The 16,716-nt window shown below is 53.5% G+C and carries 15 protein-coding genes; 4 read left to right on the top strand and 11 right to left on the bottom strand.

Annotated features, from left to right (window positions below):
• Positions 1-19: 19 nt before the first annotated feature.
• Positions 20-1,537: a dGTPase gene (gene dgt, locus J4728_RS17115; RefSeq protein ID WP_000146450.1), complete on the bottom strand. Its 1,518-nt coding sequence runs from the start codon at positions 1,535-1,537 to the stop codon at positions 20-22.
• Positions 1,538-1,621: 84 nt separating this feature from the next.
• On the opposite strand from dgt, the gene mtnN reads away from it, so the two are divergent.
• From mtnN to J4728_RS17130, 3 genes are read left to right on the top strand one after another with little or no spacing between them, the layout of a single operon-like run.
• Positions 1,622-2,320 carry a 5'-methylthioadenosine/S-adenosylhomocysteine nucleosidase gene (mtnN, locus tag J4728_RS17120; protein WP_000689822.1) on the top strand — a complete coding sequence of 233 codons (699 nt, stop codon included), beginning with the start codon at positions 1,622-1,624 and terminating at the stop codon, positions 2,318-2,320.
• Positions 2,313-3,113, top strand: a complete 801-nt coding sequence (gene btuF, locus J4728_RS17125) for a vitamin B12 ABC transporter substrate-binding protein BtuF (RefSeq protein ID WP_080171174.1) — start codon at positions 2,313-2,315, stop codon at positions 3,111-3,113. Before mtnN ends, btuF begins: the two co-directional genes overlap by 8 nt.
• A 36-nt stretch (positions 3,114-3,149) precedes the next feature.
• Positions 3,150-3,773, top strand: a complete 624-nt coding sequence (locus J4728_RS17130) for a TRIC cation channel family protein (RefSeq protein ID WP_000964234.1) — start codon at positions 3,150-3,152, stop codon at positions 3,771-3,773.
• A 100-nt stretch (positions 3,774-3,873) separates the two neighbouring features.
• Here J4728_RS17130 and erpA read toward each other — a convergent pair whose 3' ends face one another.
• Together erpA and clcA are read right to left on the bottom strand one after the other, a co-directional pair.
• Positions 3,874-4,218: an iron-sulfur cluster insertion protein ErpA gene (gene erpA / locus J4728_RS17135; protein ID WP_208212119.1), complete on the bottom strand. Its 345-nt coding sequence runs from the start codon at positions 4,216-4,218 to the stop codon at positions 3,874-3,876.
• An 81-nt stretch (positions 4,219-4,299) separates the two neighbouring features.
• Positions 4,300-5,721 (bottom strand): H(+)/Cl(-) exchange transporter ClcA, encoded by a 1,422-nt coding sequence (gene clcA / locus J4728_RS17140; RefSeq protein ID WP_001748943.1) that lies wholly within the window; start codon positions 5,719-5,721, stop codon positions 4,300-4,302.
• Between the two features lie 169 nt (positions 5,722-5,890).
• On the opposite strand from clcA, the gene hemL reads away from it, so the two are divergent.
• Entirely contained in the window at positions 5,891-7,171 is a 1,281-nt protein-coding gene (hemL, locus tag J4728_RS17145) for a glutamate-1-semialdehyde 2,1-aminomutase (protein WP_000045262.1), read from the top strand.
• Positions 7,172-7,278: 107 nt separating this feature from the next.
• Here hemL and stfH read toward each other — a convergent pair whose 3' ends face one another.
• From stfH to fhuB, 8 genes are all read right to left on the bottom strand, one after another.
• The gene (stfH, locus tag J4728_RS17150; protein ID WP_023243417.1) at positions 7,279-8,118 is read right to left on the bottom strand and encodes a fimbrial adhesin StfH; all 840 of its coding nucleotides are present in this window, start codon (positions 8,116-8,118) and stop codon (positions 7,279-7,281) included.
• On the bottom strand, positions 8,118-8,648 hold the full coding sequence (locus J4728_RS17155; protein ID WP_001129315.1) for a fimbrial protein: 531 nt from the start codon (positions 8,646-8,648) through the stop codon (positions 8,118-8,120). The genes stfH and J4728_RS17155 overlap by 1 nt, the downstream gene beginning before the upstream one ends.
• Entirely contained in the window at positions 8,648-9,124 is a 477-nt protein-coding gene (stfF, locus tag J4728_RS17160; RefSeq protein WP_079943303.1) for a fimbrial minor subunit StfF, read from the bottom strand. The genes J4728_RS17155 and stfF overlap by 1 nt, the downstream gene beginning before the upstream one ends.
• Positions 9,121-9,633, bottom strand: coding sequence for a fimbrial protein (locus tag J4728_RS17165; RefSeq protein WP_001250313.1), 513 nt, complete (start codon positions 9,631-9,633; stop codon positions 9,121-9,123). Before J4728_RS17165 ends, stfF begins: the two co-directional genes overlap by 4 nt.
• Positions 9,634-9,651: 18 nt before the next feature.
• Positions 9,652-10,404 (bottom strand): fimbrial chaperone StfD, encoded by a 753-nt coding sequence (stfD, locus tag J4728_RS17170; RefSeq protein WP_000982723.1) that lies wholly within the window; start codon positions 10,402-10,404, stop codon positions 9,652-9,654.
• A 17-nt stretch (positions 10,405-10,421) separates the two neighbouring features.
• A complete protein-coding gene (locus tag J4728_RS17175; protein ID WP_208212121.1) occupies positions 10,422-13,079 on the bottom strand; it encodes a fimbrial biogenesis outer membrane usher protein in 2,658 nt (885 codons plus the stop codon).
• An 85-nt stretch (positions 13,080-13,164) separates the two neighbouring features.
• Complete coding sequence (gene stfA / locus J4728_RS17180; protein WP_208212123.1) at positions 13,165-13,725, bottom strand: fimbrial major subunit StfA; 561 nt, start codon at positions 13,723-13,725, stop codon at positions 13,165-13,167.
• A gap of 939 nt (positions 13,726-14,664) precedes the next feature.
• Positions 14,665-16,704 (bottom strand): Fe(3+)-hydroxamate ABC transporter permease FhuB, encoded by a 2,040-nt coding sequence (gene fhuB / locus J4728_RS17185; RefSeq protein WP_208212152.1) that lies wholly within the window; start codon positions 16,702-16,704, stop codon positions 14,665-14,667.
• Positions 16,705-16,716: the final 12 nt, after the last annotated feature.

Genomic DNA, 16,716 nt, shown 5'->3' on the forward strand with positions numbered 1-16,716 from the left:
CATCTTTACAAAAGTCCATTTACTGTTCGACCGCCATCAAACGCCGATATTCATCCCATGCGTAAAGGTCAGTCATCCCGCTGATATAATCCTGAATCAACCGACAGCGATAATAATATTCCAGTACCGGGTACTCCGCCGAATCCGTGGGTAATTTACTGACGACTTCCACGTAGGCCAAACGATGGCGCGTAGAAAGTTTCTGAAATAAGCGCGATTCTATGGGGAAGCGTTTCAACCGTTCTTTTTCCACCAACTCGCGAAAGTCGTTAAGCGACAGGCTTAATAGCGGCTGATAGATATCTAATAACCCGCTGATCACCCGGTATCCCTGTAGTTCAAGCTGTTCTACATCCGGATGGCTAAACACATGTTCAACCGCCACATTCTTATAGAGTTCAAGCAGGCGGCTAAAACCGCTGGCATCTTCCAGTAACGCCTGATTGAAGGTACCGGCAAAAATCTGCGGCAAATTATCAATAAAACGCTGAGCGGCATAGGGCACCAGTTTATTTAATGTATTTACCCGTAAATACATAAAAAACTGATCTTCGGTACTGCGGCTTAATGTATTGGCGCGTGATTTTTCCCACGCATTTCCTACCACCAGCTCAAACAGCGAATCCTTCTCATGGTGGCCCCACGCGTGATATAAATGGTGATAAAGCTGCTCAACGCTAAAGATTCTTTTCTCTACCGCGTCTTCAAGATCGGCGACACAATAAGAAATATCATCTGCGGCTTCCATAATCCACGTTAATGGAAAGCGACTGTAAGGCGCTAACTGCAGTTCTTTACGTAACCTCGCAATATACTTCTCTTCAGAAAGATAATAGCCCGGTTTCTTCATTAAATAGCGATGGGAATCCGGCACCGGCCCTCGCCACCATGCCGGACGGGTATATTTTAAAATTCCGCCAACCTGCGCCCAGGTAAGATTCATCCGCATGAGCGTATGCACCAGACGAATTCCCTGTGCATTGCCTTCAAAATGGCAGATATCCTGACGTACTTTGCGGCGAATATCGTTCAGATTTTCTTCGCCTTCCTGTAACCGTAGCGAGGAAACCACACAGCGATCATGCGTGAGCGGCTGGCTTTCCGCATCTTCCGGATGCAGCCGCTGACGAAACCAGTCATTGATCGCCGCTTCGCCAAAATGACCGAACGGCGGATTACCGATGTCGTGCATCAGGCAGGCCATTTCTACAATACTTTCAAAGGGACCGGTCAGCGCATCCAGACCGTACTCCTCCAGCCGGTTTTGCTCTTTCAGGCGGCTTAAAATCTCTTTCGCGATATAACGCCCCACCTGCTGCACCTCCATCGAATGCGTCAGACGAGTACGCACCGCGGCATTGCGCTCCAGCGGGAAAACCTGCGTTTTTTGCTGCAAACGGCGTATAGCCGGAGAGTTGATAATCCGCCCGCGATCGCTTTCAAAAATCCGCAGGATCTCATGCTCCGTCTTTACACCCTGCGGTGAACGATAACGACGATGCCAGTTAATTTTATTTCGGAAATCGATCGATGCCATATCCTCTCCCCGCCTGAGAAATGCGCTTCCCCATAAGCGCATGATAAACTATGCCCCCAAAACTGACTTATCGCGAGTAAATCTATGAAAATCGGCATCATTGGCGCAATGGAAGAAGAAGTTACGCTGCTGCGTGACAAAATTGACAACCGTCAGACGATTACGCTGGGCGGCTGCGAAATTTACACTGGCCAGTTGAACGGCACCGAAGTGGCGTTGCTGAAATCCGGTATCGGTAAAGTCGCGGCGGCGCTGGGCGCAACGTTGCTTCTGGAGCACTGCAAGCCGGACGTGATCATCAATACCGGTTCCGCAGGCGGTCTGGCGTCCACGCTGAAGGTCGGCGATATCGTCGTCTCTGACGAAGCGCGTTACCACGACGCTGATGTGACCGCTTTCGGCTATGAATACGGGCAATTACCGGGCTGTCCGGCCGGATTTAAGGCCGATGACAAACTGATCGCCGCCGCGGAATCCTGCATCAGAGAGCTGAATCTGAACGCGGTACGCGGCCTTATTGTTAGCGGCGACGCGTTTATTAACGGCTCCGTCGGGCTGGCGAAAATCCGGCATAACTTCCCCGACGCGGTCGCCGTAGAGATGGAAGCCACCGCTATCGCACACGTCTGCTATAACTTCAACGTGCCGTTCGTGGTGGTACGCGCTATTTCTGACGTGGCCGATCAGCAATCGCACCTCAGCTTTGACGAATTCCTCGCGGTGGCGGCGAAACAGTCGACTCTGATGGTCGAAACGCTGGTACAGAAACTGGCGCATGGCTAAGCAAATGTTCAGGGCGCTGGTCGCCCTGCTGCTTACGCTCCCGGTGTGGCTTTACGCTGCGCCGCGCGTCATTACCCTCTCTCCCGCCAATACGGAGCTCGCTTTTGCCGCCGGGATTACGCCCGTTGGCGTCAGCAGCTATTCCGACTACCCGCCCGAAGCGCAAAAAATAGAACAGGTCTCTACCTGGCAGGGAATGAATCTGGAACGCATTGTGGCGCTGAAGCCGGATCTGGTCGTCGCCTGGCGCGGCGGTAATGCGGAACGCCAGGTAAACCAACTGACGTCATTAGGTATTAAGGTCATGTGGGTGGACGCGGTAAGCATCGAACAGATCGCCGACACGCTCCGCCAACTGGCCGCCTGGAGCCCGCAGCCGGCAAAGGCTCAGCAGGCAGCGCAGACATTGCTAAACGAGTACGCCGCGCTCAACGCCGAGTATGCCGGTAAAGCTAAAAAGCGCGTCTTTCTTCAGTTTGGCATGAATCCTCTGTTTACCAGTGGTAAAGGGTCTATTCAACATCAGGTTTTGACGACCTGCGGCGGAGAAAACGTCTTTGCTGACAGCCGCGTGCCGTGGCCGCAAGTCAGCCGTGAACAGGTGCTGGCAAGGCATCCCCAGGCCATTATCGTGGCCGGAAAAGCGGGCGAAATTCTCAAAATTGAACAATACTGGGGAAACCTGTTAAAAATTCCGGTTATTCCGCTTAACAGCGACTGGTTTGAACGCGCAAGCCCGCGTATTATCCTCGCCGCAAAACAACTCTGTAATGCGCTTTCACAGGTGAATTAGAGCCTGTCTTACCAGGCTCCCAGTGGGGATTCGACAATGCTCGTCTATTGGCTGGATATTGTAGGCACGGCTGTATTTGCTATCTCTGGCGTGTTGCTGGCCGGGAAATTACGTATGGATCCGTTCGGCGTCCTGGTGCTCGGCGTCGTTACTGCCGTCGGCGGCGGGACAATCCGCGATATGGCGCTGGATAACGGCCCGGTATTCTGGGTTAAAGATCCTACCGATCTGGTCGTCGCCATGGTCACCAGTATGCTGACCATCCTGCTGGTTCGCCAGCCAAGACGTCTGCCGAAATGGATGTTGCCGGTACTGGATGCGGTCGGGCTGGCGGTGTTTGTCGGCATTGGGGTGAATAAAGCCTTCCTCGCTGAAACGGGGCCATTAGTGGCTGTCTGTATGGGCGTGATTACCGGCGTCGGCGGCGGGATTATTCGCGATGTTCTGGCACGCGAGATCCCCATGATCCTACGCACCGAAATCTATGCCACGGCCTGTATTATCGGCGGGATTGTTCACGCTACCGCGTTTTATACGTTTTCAGTACCGCTGGAAAGCGCCAGCATGATGGGTATGGTCGTCACGCTGTTCATTCGGCTGGCGGCCATTCGCTGGCATTTGAAATTGCCGACGTTTGCCCTGGATGAAAACGGACGTTGATATTCTTTTGCTCGATGGCGCTAAGCTTATCGGGCCTGGAACATCTTTCCTGTCGGCCGGATAAGACGCTCGCGTCGCCATCCGGCACAACGAACAGCAATCAAATACTGAAGGAAGAGCCACACCCGCAGGTACTTTTCGCATTCGGGTTGGTTACAATGAAGCGGGAACCTTCCAGGCCTTCGGTATAATCGACCGAACCACCCACCAGATACTGCAAACTCATCGGGTCAACCACCAGGCCAACGCCCTGTTTTTCGATGGTCATATCCCCTTCGTTAACCTGATCGTCAAAGGTAAAACCATACTGGAAGCCGCTGCAACCACCGCCGGTGATATACACGCGCAATTTCAGATTCGGGTTATCTTCGTCAGCGATAAGACTTTTTACTTTATTCGCTGCTGCGTCGGTAAACTGCAGCGGCAGCGCTACGTCATAACTCATATTTTGCTCCAAACGACATCGGTAATTGGATAAATTTTCACCCAATATTGGCAGTCATTATCTAATACCCTGGTAATTCGTTCAAGTATTCTCGCCCGCAGGCGCATTCTGGCTTTTCGCCGCCTGTTCCGCATCCTGCTTCGCCAGAGTGCGCGCCAGGATGGTTGAGTATAACGGTTTCCCGCCCAAAAACTGGGCTAATAGTGTCGCGCCAAGACAGGTGATAATCATTGGCAAAATGAGCTGGTAGTTATCGGTCATCTCCAGCACCAGCACAATCCCCGTCAGCGGGGCGCGCACCGACGCCGCCATCAGCGCCCCCATCCCGGCAATCGCAAAGGTACCGGCCTCCAGGTGATACTGCGGGAAAAGCACTGCCGCCGCCATACCGAAGGCCGTACCAAGCAGCGTTCCCAGCGCCAGCATCGGGGCGAAAATGCCCCCCGGCGCGCCGGAAGAAAAGCAAAGCAGCGTTGTGACCACCCGGGTAATAAAGATGAACAGCAGTAGCCCGACGCTAAAATTACCTGCCGCGGCGATAGGAATAAGGTTAAATCCGCCGCCTGCCGCTTCCGGCTCAATCAACCCCAGAATACCGCACAGGCCGCCGATCGCGCCGCCCATAAGCACCCATTTTTTAATTTCGCCGCCATGAAAGCGCTGAAACATATCCTGGGTACGCAGCACCAACGAATTAAATACCGGCCCGACGCAGCCAAAAATAATGCCGAGGATAAGGTATAACCACAGTGTGTTAACCGGCGCATCAGACAGTTTGCCGACTTCAATAATCGGCGCTTCGCCGTTAAATATGCGGAACACAATGCTCGACATGATGACGCCGGTAAACACCGCTTTAATCGAAATCAGGTTGTAGCGAAACTGCGGGCGCATCTCTTCAATAATGAACAGGATACCCGCCAGCGGCGCGTTAAACGCCGCAGAGAGCCCCGCCGCCGCGCCGGTCGCCAGCAACGTATGCCGCGCTTCGGCGCTGCGCATACGAAAAACATCCAGCACCATGCGCCCCAGGTTGCCCCCGATTTGCACCGTTGGCCCTTCGCGCCCTAATACCATTCCTGCGCCCAACGTTCCCATCCCGCCGATAAACTTCACCGGCAACACGCGCCACCAGCGCACCGGACGTAGCTCCTCCAGCGCGCCTTCAATTTCCGGGATACCCGAGCCGCCAGCTTCCGGCGCAAATTTTCGCACCAAAAAGTAGCCGACCATCGCCAGTAACGCCGAAAGGATAAAGGCCAGCGGCCAAAGCAAAAACGCATGGTCCGCGACCTGAACCAGCGCGCCAATGCGCATGTTTTGTACCCAGGAAACCGCCTTTTCAAAGGCGACGCCAACCAGTCCGGTAAGCGTGCCGACAACGGCCGCCATGAACAGGATGGCCAGCGGCGTTTTATCCCGCTGCATTAACCGGCGAATCTGATCTCTGCGCCGTAAACGCACAATTTGCTGAGCTAAAAAGGTGGAAGTGTCTGTTTTCATCAGAAGATCATTAATTGGTAATACAAATCTAAAGTCGGCATTCTACTCGCCAACGCCGCGAAAATCCCCTGCAAATCGTATTGTTTCAAATGCGTAAAACTTTCATAACCTTCTCTGAATAACTTAGAATAGCGGGTATTCACTTTTTCTACGAACCAGGAATCTTTCCATGAGTAAGTCTGAAAATCTCTATAGCGCGGCCCGCGAGCTGATCCCCGGTGGCGTGAACTCCCCTGTTCGCGCCTTCACTGGCGTAGGCGGTACCCCACTGTTTATCGAAAAAGCGGACGGCGCTTATCTTTATGATGTCGATGGCAAAGCGTATATCGACTATGTCGGTTCCTGGGGACCAATGGTACTGGGGCATAACCATCCGGCTATCCGCAATGCGGTGATCGAAGCTGCGGAGCGCGGTTTAAGCTTCGGCGCGCCAACCGAAATGGAAGTGAAAATGGCGGAACTGGTCACCAACCTGGTGCCGACCATGGACATGGTGCGCATGGTGAACTCCGGCACCGAAGCGACGATGAGCGCTATTCGCCTGGCGCGTGGTTTTACTGGCCGCGATAAGATTATCAAATTCGAAGGCTGCTACCACGGCCACGCAGACTGTCTGCTGGTCAAAGCCGGTTCTGGCGCGCTGACGCTCGGTCAGCCGAACTCGCCGGGCGTGCCGGCAGATTTCGCGAAACATACGCTGACCTGCACTTATAACGATCTGACGTCAGTGCGCGCGGCGTTTGAACAATATCCGCAGGAAATCGCCTGTATCATCGTCGAACCCGTAGCGGGCAATATGAACTGCGTCCCGCCGCTGCCGGAATTTCTGCCAGGTCTGCGCGCCTTGTGCGATGAGTTCGGCGCGCTGCTGATTATCGACGAAGTGATGACCGGTTTTCGCGTAGCGCTGGCCGGAGCCCAGGATTACTACGGCGTCGTGCCTGACCTGACCTGTCTGGGTAAAATCATCGGCGGCGGGATGCCGGTAGGCGCGTTTGGCGGTCGTCGAGATGTAATGGATGCGCTGGCGCCGACGGGCCCGGTTTACCAGGCGGGCACCCTTTCCGGCAACCCGATTGCGATGGCGGCCGGTTTCGCCTGCCTGAATGAAGTCGCCCAGCCCGGCATTCATGAAACGCTGGATGAGCTCACCACCCGTCTGGCGGAAGGTTTGCTGGAAGCTGCCGAAGAAGCGAATATTCCGCTGGTGGTTAACCATGTCGGCGGCATGTTCGGGATTTTCTTCACCGACGCTGAGAGCGTAACCTGCTATCAGGACGTGATGGCGTGCGACGTGGAACGCTTTAAGCGTTTCTTCCACCTGATGCTGGAGGAAGGCGTATATCTGGCGCCGTCCGCGTTCGAAGCAGGCTTTATGTCCGTGGCGCACAGTGAAGAAGATATCAATAACACCATCGACGCCGCGCGTCGGGTGTTTGCGAAACTGTAAAAGAGAACGTCCAAAAACAACGTAGGCCGGGTAAGGCGAAGCCGCCACCCGGTTTTTTTTTGGTTCATACCAGGTTAGCGTGAATCTTCGCCAAACACCCAGCCCCCCTAAAGCTCATCAATAATATACTGGAAGCTACAGGTCGACGTGAACTGCCCGGAGCCAATGTTGCGGGTGTTCACCGCTACATTAATGTCATGAAGCTCAACATCGGTTATCGGATGATCAACGGCGCTGGTCGTGACGCTCGACTGGTCGCAGCCCAGCACATTGAGCGTAATACCCGATGAGACAAAACGGCAATAAGCGCCACGGTTGTCAAATTTGCTGCCATCGCACAGTTTCCCCCCCTCCATCAAATAGGTATGTAACGTGCGATTCACCGTGCCACCGGTGGCATCAAGCATGAGGGTTGTTTTCTGTTTCGAAACGTTCGCATCCCAGGAGATATCAAAAGTATCAACGGGAACTTTCGGGCAAACTGAGCTGCGCGTATCCGGCGGGGAATACGTTTCGTTAGTGATAAAAGTGGTAGCAACGATATGGCTCGACGCCAGCCAGGGGCAACCATAATCATCGCTTTGTACCGTAATCTCCAGGGTAAAAGAACCACACCCCCTCCAGTTCGAGGGAAGATTCTTGCACGCAGATCGCGAAACAGTGTTATCAAAATCCTTCAATACAACCTTCGGCGCAGGTTCTGGCCCAGACCAGGAGTCTGCGGTTAGCGTTTCTCCTTTACGATGTCCCGAAAGGTTCCAGGAGCCATAGTACACTCCCTCCGGAGTCGCTATCGTCACCTCCGCCACAATAGATTTGTCGCTATTAGGGCCAATACCATAATACATCGTGGTGCTTGAAAACGTCGCTTTCAGCATGGGTCCCGCCGCTATTGAACGGCAACAAACGACCGCCAACAGTAAAAATAAAATCTGTATGCTTCTCATCATAAATACTCAAAGGTAACTAGTGCGCTTGCGAAGAACGTTCCCGGAACCAGGTCCTCGCCAGGAAGGCGTTGTACCCAGGCATTCAGGTTTAGCGCGTTATTCCCCGTCACCAGCGTGAATATCGCACCCTCTTTATCGTTCATGCCCACGGGAACGCCGGATAGCGTTTCAATACCAATCCCGATCCCAAAAGCACCTGAATGGCTATCGATGGCCAGGATACCGCGCATTCCGGTCGCTTCGGTTCCAGTGAAAGTCACCTGCACCCCGTTACTCAGCGCCGAATCGCAATCCGTGAGTTCAAACACCAAAGGCTTACGAGCAGACTGGCCGTCGGGAGTGAAATCAGAACTGTCAAGCGACGAAAAATCGACTTCGGCAATCCCCGTCCCCTGCATCGTGAGCGTGCAAGGACTGGCCACCAGGCTACCGGAAAAATGCAGGTTATCTGCCGCTGAGACCGGCAATATCAGCGCCCCACAGAGGATGCAGGCCGCGCCGTGTAATAACGCCTGTCTTTTAGCCATTACTGATAATCCACCTGTAATGTTGCCGTCGCATCGAAGCCGCCTTCTTTCAGCGAAGCACCGCTCTTTTTAACCGGTATGGCTTTCAGAACAGGTATCGATTGTTCATTCACCGTAATGGTGGCCCCCAACGTAAAGGGTTGGTCGTTCTGCCTGAGTTCAATCCCCAGCCCCGCCACGCTGGTGTTTACCGCCGCCGGATTAAAATCACTCACGGAACCGCTTAGCGTCAGGGTCATCGCCATCGTCTCATCGCGCACCGTTGAATCACAGGTGATCTCATACGGAACATTCTGCGCATAACGCGTACCATCTATTTTATTAATCAGCAGGTTACCGAACTTAACGTCGATCGTCTGATCATTGTTAATCGTACAATTCGGCGGTGAAATTAATGTGCCGTGAAACTTAAGATTATCGGCTGCCTGTGCGGCAAGGCTGCCCCCCATTAACATCGTCAAAACTATTTTTTTCATTGGTAATCCACCACCAACGTGGCGCCTGCGTTAAACGCGCCACCTGTTAACGTTACGCCATTATTTTTGACGGGAATCGCCTCAATGGCCGGACCGCTGCCGCCGCTGTATTGAAATGACAACCATTGCGTATTGCCGGGTGAAATCAGCGCGCCATCCGTGGCGGTTTGCAGACGGATACCCAATCCATCGACATCGGTTTGCAATACCGACTCGCCATTGATAGTCACCGCATTCCCCTGAATCTGTAACTTCAGGTAATCGCTCACTCTGCCGTTACAGCTCAGGCGATAGCCCACCGCCTGCCGGTAATTCACCCCATCCACTTTCGTCGTCAACACATTGCCAAATTCCACCTCACCGCCGGTCACAGTACAGGGCGGCGCGGCATTAACGACTATCGTCAGCGTCATGTTGACCGTCTTACTTCCCGCTGCCAGCGGCATACTGACCGCACTCAGCATGGCCGCACACGTTACCGTACCCAGCCGTAACCGCCATTGCCTCATCTTGCGCCTCCTTGTCGGTTACGACTTTCTGCTTTTTGCTTCATCTACCGCACAACTGTTGTCAGTACAGTTAAAAATCAGCGGTAACCGCGCGCCATAATCGTTGACGTAAGTCAGCACAGGCGAGCGACCTAATTCACTGGCGTCCCCTCCCAGCGTCACGTTGCTTTTTGGTGCAATCACTAATGGGCTAAAGCCTCTGGCTGGTGTGCCGTCCATGCGGTTACTGGCGTTACTTAACACCACGTAGTAGCCGGTTGTGTTGCTCACCTGATAGCCATTGCCCTGACGCTGAAGGGTGATTTTGTATTGCCAGGGATGCTGCATATCGATTTTCGACAGCGCCTGCGGACGGTAAAAAACTTTGATGCGCGTTTGCAGGGCGATTTGCAGCGTATTGGGCTTGTCGCTTTGCGGCGGAATTTCGCGCACGTTGTAATAAAAAAGGGTTTCCCGATCCTTGGGGAGCGACGCCAGCGCCGGCATCCCCTGAATTTTGACCTGTCCGATTGCCGACGGCTCAATGCGCTGGACCGGTGGGACGACGATTAAAGGCGAGGTGATTTTGACGCCCTTCTCATCTTCCACCCAGGACTGCGCCAGATAGGGCAGTTTGCTGTTGGCGTTTTTCAGATCGACGCTTATCGATTTATCTTCGCCGCGAAACACCAGGCGGGTGCGATCGGGCGCGATGGCGGCCTGGGCGCTACCGTAGCCGCCCAGCAAAAGCAGCAAAACAGCGGCCAGGTTATAACGTTTTAATGGCATCATGAATGCGGTTTCCTGAATCAATGTGTTGGATAACGAGAAGAGAGCGCTTCGGGTTGCGTCGAAGACGTCCGCCGCTGCGTATGAAGCTGGAGTAATGGTTTCTCTTCGGGCTGCGTTGCCTCAGGTGATGAAGCGTCGCCGATGCACGGCAGCAACAGGCCGCTAAACAGATCGCCCGGCAGCGGATCGGGCAACGCCGCTTCACACTGCGTTTTACCTTCCCATGTCACCTGCAACCGCTCGCCGGGGTTAATGCCGATCAGATAAACGCTGCCGTCTTCACCTACGATCCCTAACTGTTGCTGGCGACTGTTGTAAACCTCTGCGCCGAAGGGCGGCGTGCCGCCATCGCGCAGGCGGATACTGGCCATGGCTTTTTTACCGCTGAGCACCTCCATGCGGCGATAACCGATCGCCCCTTCCGTCAGGGTCGCCTGAGCGATGGAGAGGATTGCTTCCGCGTCTTCCGGCAACTGGGTAATGTCGATTTTCACCTGGTTGCGGTAGTAGTCGTTGACGTCGACAATGACGGCTTTACCAAACGCGTTGGTATATACCGGCGTGCTGTAGCCGGAGATGGGTACGTTCGCTTCATCGCCGACATCCACCAGCAGCCGCGAGCCGCCGTTGACGCTGGTGCGGTGCAGCGCCCCGCCTTTAGCAGTCAGCGTCGCGCCGCCCTGGATGTTCAGCCCGCCGGAGGTATAGTCGCCTTCCTGATAGTTCGCACTGACGTCAATGTCGGCATAGCTCGCTTGATGACGGTAATAGCCGTCGAGAGTCGCGCCGTTATCCGCGCGGCCAGCGTTGATCTGGTAGTTATTGCGATCGTCAATGCGCTCGTAATAGCCGACCTGATTGCTGTTGTTGTCATCGCTAAAGGAGCCGTTGTAGCTCAGCGTGCGGTTGTTGCCCCACGGAATACTGAGCGAGACGTACACGCCGTCATCACGCTCATTGTCATATTCGTTGCGAAAACCGTTCACCGACAGACTGATCCCGCGCACCTCGCCGACATCGAAATAGTGCGACAGCGTCAGGTTATAGCTGTCCTGGTTAGGTTGATTCCAGTAGGTGCGATGGGTGTAGTTGATATAGGCGTTGACGTTTATTGCCGAAAAGTTCTGGCTGTACGTCAGGGTATACATCTCTTTATCGTGGCCGGTGCGCTGACGATCGTTATCGTCATTATGCGTATCGATAAACTCGTCCATCGTCATGTAGTTTTCTTCGGAAAAGCGATAACCAGCAAACGTCAGACGGCTGTCTATATCATCAAAATCTTTAGCGTAGCTGGCACGGAACGAGTTACCCTGAATGGTGCCGTCGCCGTAGGCGCTACCCTCTGGCAGCGTCGCACGGGAATGGGTGACATCGACGGAAAACGCGCCCAGCAGCGCCAGATCGCGCCCCAGTCCTAACGCCAGCGCCTGATAATCCTGCTCACCGATGGCACCGCCGTACAGCGACCAGCCGTTAGCGATCCCCCAGGAGGCTTCGGCTGAGGTGAAAAAGCCGCCTTCCATATTGTGATCCCAGTCCTGCGGTCGCCCGGCTGCCAACTTGTAGCGCACCTGGCCGGGACGGGTCAGAAACGGAATGGAGGCGGTGCTGACGTCATATTCCTGCACCTGACCGCTTTGTTCTTCAATTTTGACGTGTAGATCGCCGGATACCGTTTCATTAATATCCTGAATGCGAAACGGCCCTGCCGGGACCTGCGACTCATAAATCACCCGCCCGCGCTGGGTCACGGTGACTTTGGCGTTGGTGCGCGCCACGCCTGATATATCCGGGGCGTAGCCGCGCAGATTAGGCGGTAACATCTGATCGTCGGTGATAAGGCTGCCGCCAACATAGTTAAAGCCGTCGAAAATATCGGATTCCAGCGATCCTTCGCCCAGCGTTAGCTGCGCCCGGAGCTGTGGGATCGCCCGCCAGGCGTAATAGCGGTTCCAGTCCCAGTTCTGTTCGGAACTGGAGCCAAAGTTGTCTTTATCTTCGCTGTCATTTTCGTGACGATAGTTAGCCTGCCAGTCCGCGCGCAAACGCCACGCGCCGAGGTTGGCACCCACCGTGCCGTTGCCGCTGATGTCATACTTATCGCCGTCATCATGTTCAGCATGTCGCCACTGGCTGTTAACGTTGTAGTCAAATAATACGCCGGGAATCCCTTCATCCCAGCGGGAAGGTGGATCCCACTCTTCATCGCTGTATTCCAGATAGGCCTGCGGAATAATCACCGTCAGCGTTGACTGGCTTAAATCCGTTTGGGTTTCCATCCCTTCCAGTTGATCTGGTTGCAGACACTGACCGGCATTTATCCAGATCATTTTATCTGCTATTTCAGGTTTTAACCCCAGCAGCGATACCAGTTCAGGCGATAAACAGGGATAGGTGTTATCAGGATCGTTATTATCAACGGAATACGTAATAACATTATCCTGGGCAATTTGACTCTGATTGACCAGCACCTGGAGATGATAGCTCCCCGGCATAATGTAGCCTTTACGGGAAAAACGGGAGAGATCCAGGCTGGCATCATCTTTAACATCAAGAAATCGGGTATTAAATTGAATGGGCGCTTCCGCATAGCTATTTTCCGGACCGACAGCCAGAACAATACCCACCACGGCCGCAAGCGTGCTCAGACGAAATTTTTTATAGTGAGCCATCAGACAATCTATCCCTGAAATATATAATCTATTTTTTTACTTTAAGCATTATCCTGCGGCAGACTGCCGCAGGATGATATTTCACTTACAGATAGCTGATCGTGAAGTTTACGGTGCTGCTGAATTCGCCGGTATCGATAGTGCTGGCAGCGGAATCGCCTTTCACCCAGGCTTTGAAGTTAAGAGTCTGTTTCGCCGCCGCAACGCTGCCGTTCATCGTCAGATTTTCGCTGTAAGCGTCGCCCAATTTGATCGCGGAACCCAGGTGGTAGCCGATGACAATGCTGGAACCCGCCATTTCGCCGCCGCCGATACGCATCAGCGCAACGCTGCCCGGATTAGCGCTGGATTCGTTACCGATGGCAGAGAAAACGGTAGACGCTTCTTTCTCAGTGGTGAATGCGCAGTTTTCCAGACCGATATGGAAATCGACTTTTGAAGATTCTTTACCGCCCATCAGAGAACCGGTACCGATATGGCCCAGGTTAACGGTCTGGTGTTCGTCGCCAACCACGATTGAACACGGTGAATCTTCAATAGTACCGGTAAAAGTCACCGTACCAGTATTACTGCCTGCAGCATTGGCAAAGCTGGAAACACCCATAACCAGTGCGGCAGCAACCGCAGCTTTTACTGCTGTATTCATTTTTCATCCTTATTAAAAGTTGGTGAGTATTTTTACGCTATTCACACGGAGTTATACTCAATACCCCATGTTTATATTAGTAGATATATATTATATGACGAGTTATGAAATTGCCGATGCAACATTCAAAAGAAGCAAACAACACGTTAATAAATAACATCCCTTAGGCGCGGTGAAGTATTTTCCATTAAAAACCCAAAGACAAGTGTTTTTTATTTAAAGGATTATCAGAATTAAATAATAAATATTTTTACCGTTCAAAAAACAAACAAAGCAAGCAAGACGGGAGAGCCAAAAAAGCAATAAACATGTCAAAATGAATAAAAAAAGATCAGAATTACAGTACTGAATATATAGCAATGACGCGTAACATTTATTTTTGGTATAAATTTCATTAAAAAAAACAAAAAATGCTAAATTACATTTTTTTTGTTTACTCGTGGCAATTAATTTATTTTAATAGAGTTGTTTTTTATTACTTCGATAAAAAAATAATATTTTATTATCGAAGTTTTATAATGAAAATTTATTATTAAATTAAAATTGATTTACGAGATGCATTAAAGATGCGGCATCCGCATCTTAATATTTAAAAAGGCTTAATACCGAAACCGGTAATTCTTATTATTGGATAGATCATGCCGCAATTTATCATCAACGTTTCGGGCCTGGATATGTTGAAATTAGTCACCCTGTTCAGGAGACAGCGGCGCGCCACTGAAATAGCACATGACTTATCGATACAGAAATAACACCTGCTTCTTGCTGAAAATAAAAGCAGAATTCCCTCGATAAAACGTGACAGGACAGCTCTCGCACCTGATAGCGTTCAGCTATTTTTAGGTCTACAAAATATTGCCACAACATATTGATATTGTGTAATTTGTAGGTCGGGTTGAGCATGGCTGCCACCCGACATAAATGTGGCACAGCCTTTTTTTACCGGCTCTGTTTACGTAGCAAATAGATAAAATACGGCGCGCCAATAAAGCTTGAAAGCAGTCCCGCCGGGATCTGATACGGAAATAGCGCCATCCTGCCGCACCAGTCGGCAAAGACCAGTAAAACGCCCCCTGCCAGCGCCGAGATGACCATATGCGGCATCGTCCGGCGAAAACCGAGCATCCGCGCAATATGCGGCGCCATCAGTCCAACGAAACTCAGCGGCCCAATGGTCATCGTCGCGGTTGCCGTCAAACAAGCCGCCAGCGCCAGCAGCGCGATACGCGACGGCGTAAGCGCCATGCCCACCGCGCGCGCGGCATCGCCGCCCAGAGGCAAAATCGTTAACCAGCGGCGACACAACGGCACAAGTGCCAGCAAAATCACCATTACGATCGCGGTTCGCGTAACCTGCCCGTCAGTGGCGTTATAGGTAGATCCTGCGATCCAGGTCAATACTTCCGCCATCCGCGGGTCGCCGCTCGCCTGGAGCATCATTAGCAGCATGGTAAACGCGGTGCTGAGCGCCATCCCCGCCAGCAACATCCGTTGCGGTGAGAAACCGCCGCGCCCGGCGGCTATCATAATAATCAGCAGTGTCGCCGCCACACCCAGGCTTCCGGCAGGCAGTAGCCAACCGAAAGCATTCCCCGGCACCAAAAACAGCATCAACACCACGCCAAACGCGGCTCCGGAACTGATCCCCAGCACTTCCGGGCTGGCCATTGGATTACCGGTCAGACGCTGAATAATGCAGCCCGCCACCGCCAGCATGACGCCCGCCATTAACGCCGCCAGTATCCGCGGCCAGCGCCACGGCATCAGTTCTTCAAGCAGCGTTCCGCTCGCCCACGTCCAGCCGTGCGCGTCGCGACCAAAAGAGAGGGCGACCCATGTTGCCAGCAGCAGGAGCGCGCCACCGGCAACGGCAAAAGCAAGAACGTGCCGACGTTCCGCCGCCACACGATCGCTGGCGTTCATATCCGGCGCGCTCATGCTTTTAAGCCGCGGCAGCAGCCACAGGAGCAGCGGCGCGCCGATTAACGCCGTCACTGACCCGGTGGAAACCTCCATCCATACGCGGGTTAGCCAAAGGATAATCTGATCGGATAGCCACAAAATAAGCGCCCCAATGAGCGGCGCCAGCATCAGGCGCGCCAGCAGACGTCTTGCGCCAAGCATTTTCGCCAGCAGCGGCGCAAACAGGCCGATAAAACCGATAATGCCCACCGCGTTGACCAGCAGAGCGCTCAACACAATCGCCAGCGACAGCGCCGCCAGACGCGCTAACGACAGCGCCAGACCCAGATTACGCGCAACGCCGTCATCCAGCCCCATCAGCGTCATCGGGCGTAACAACAATAACGTGAGCATCACACCGCCCAGCAACTGCGGCCACAGACGCTGCACGCCGCTCCAGTCGGTTTGCGTTAGCGTTCCGGTGCTCCATAAAAACATGCTTTGCAACTGATCGTGGTGGAAAATCACCAGTAACTGGTTGATTGCGCCACAATAGAGGCTAACCACCAGCCCGGCGAGGATCAGGGTCACTGGCGACAGACGTTTGCCCCACGCCACGCCGAACACCAGCGCGCCGACGATACAGGCTCCCGTCAGGGCGGCAAACTGCGTCGCCAGCGCGCCGGGAATCGCCCAAAGCGTAGTCACCGTGATCCCCAATTGCGCGCCGGTCGCCACACCCAGCGTGGTCGGTTCCGCCAGCGGGTTACGTAATACTTGCTGGAACAGGACGCCTACCAGCCCAAGTCCCGCGCCCACCAGTAGCGAAATCGCCAGTCTTGGCAGCAGGCTGTAATGAAAAATCATCTGCTCAATGATGTCGATATCCGGTGACCAGATAGCCTGTTGCCACTGGCTGCGCGGTAGCGCAACGGAGAAGTTAACCCATGTCAGCCAGCAGGTGGCAACAAACAGCGCCAATAACAGCAACGCCGGATGGCGGCTTCGCCTTATCCGGCCTACAAAGCGCCCAAACCGTAGGTCGGATAAGGCGCTTTTCGCGCCGCCATCCGGCATTTCACGTTTTCT

This window comes from Salmonella sp. 32070601201500089SM (genome assembly GCF_017573605.1).
GTDB classification, from domain to species: domain Bacteria; phylum Pseudomonadota; class Gammaproteobacteria; order Enterobacterales; family Enterobacteriaceae; genus Salmonella; species Salmonella enterica.

Bases quoted from the DNA above. Each gene is read 5' to 3' on its own strand.
- dgt (WP_000146450.1), bottom strand. From the start codon at position 1,537: ATGGCATCGATCGATTTCCGAAATAAAATTAACTGGCATCGTCGTTAT.
- mtnN (WP_000689822.1), top strand. From the start codon at position 1,622: ATGAAAATCGGCATCATTGGCGCAATGGAAGAAGAAGTTACGCTGCTG.
- btuF (WP_080171174.1), top strand. From the start codon at position 2,313: ATGGCTAAGCAAATGTTCAGGGCGCTGGTCGCCCTGCTGCTTACGCTC.
- J4728_RS17130 (WP_000964234.1), top strand. From the start codon at position 3,150: ATGCTCGTCTATTGGCTGGATATTGTAGGCACGGCTGTATTTGCTATC.
- erpA (WP_208212119.1), bottom strand. From the start codon at position 4,218: ATGAGTTATGACGTAGCGCTGCCGCTGCAGTTTACCGACGCAGCAGCG.
- clcA (WP_001748943.1), bottom strand. From the start codon at position 5,721: ATGAAAACAGACACTTCCACCTTTTTAGCTCAGCAAATTGTGCGTTTA.
- hemL (WP_000045262.1), top strand. From the start codon at position 5,891: ATGAGTAAGTCTGAAAATCTCTATAGCGCGGCCCGCGAGCTGATCCCC.
- stfH (WP_023243417.1), bottom strand. From the start codon at position 8,118: ATGAGAAGCATACAGATTTTATTTTTACTGTTGGCGGTCGTTTGTTGC.
- J4728_RS17155 (WP_001129315.1), bottom strand. From the start codon at position 8,648: ATGGCTAAAAGACAGGCGTTATTACACGGCGCGGCCTGCATCCTCTGT.
- stfF (WP_079943303.1), bottom strand. From the start codon at position 9,124: ATGAAAAAAATAGTTTTGACGATGTTAATGGGGGGCAGCCTTGCCGCA.
- J4728_RS17165 (WP_001250313.1), bottom strand. From the start codon at position 9,633: ATGAGGCAATGGCGGTTACGGCTGGGTACGGTAACGTGTGCGGCCATG.
- stfD (WP_000982723.1), bottom strand. From the start codon at position 10,404: ATGATGCCATTAAAACGTTATAACCTGGCCGCTGTTTTGCTGCTTTTG.
- J4728_RS17175 (WP_208212121.1), bottom strand. From the start codon at position 13,079: ATGGCTCACTATAAAAAATTTCGTCTGAGCACGCTTGCGGCCGTGGTG.
- stfA (WP_208212123.1), bottom strand. From the start codon at position 13,725: ATGAATACAGCAGTAAAAGCTGCGGTTGCTGCCGCACTGGTTATGGGT.
- fhuB (WP_208212152.1), bottom strand. From the start codon at position 16,704: ATGCCGGATGGCGGCGCGAAAAGCGCCTTATCCGACCTACGGTTTGGG.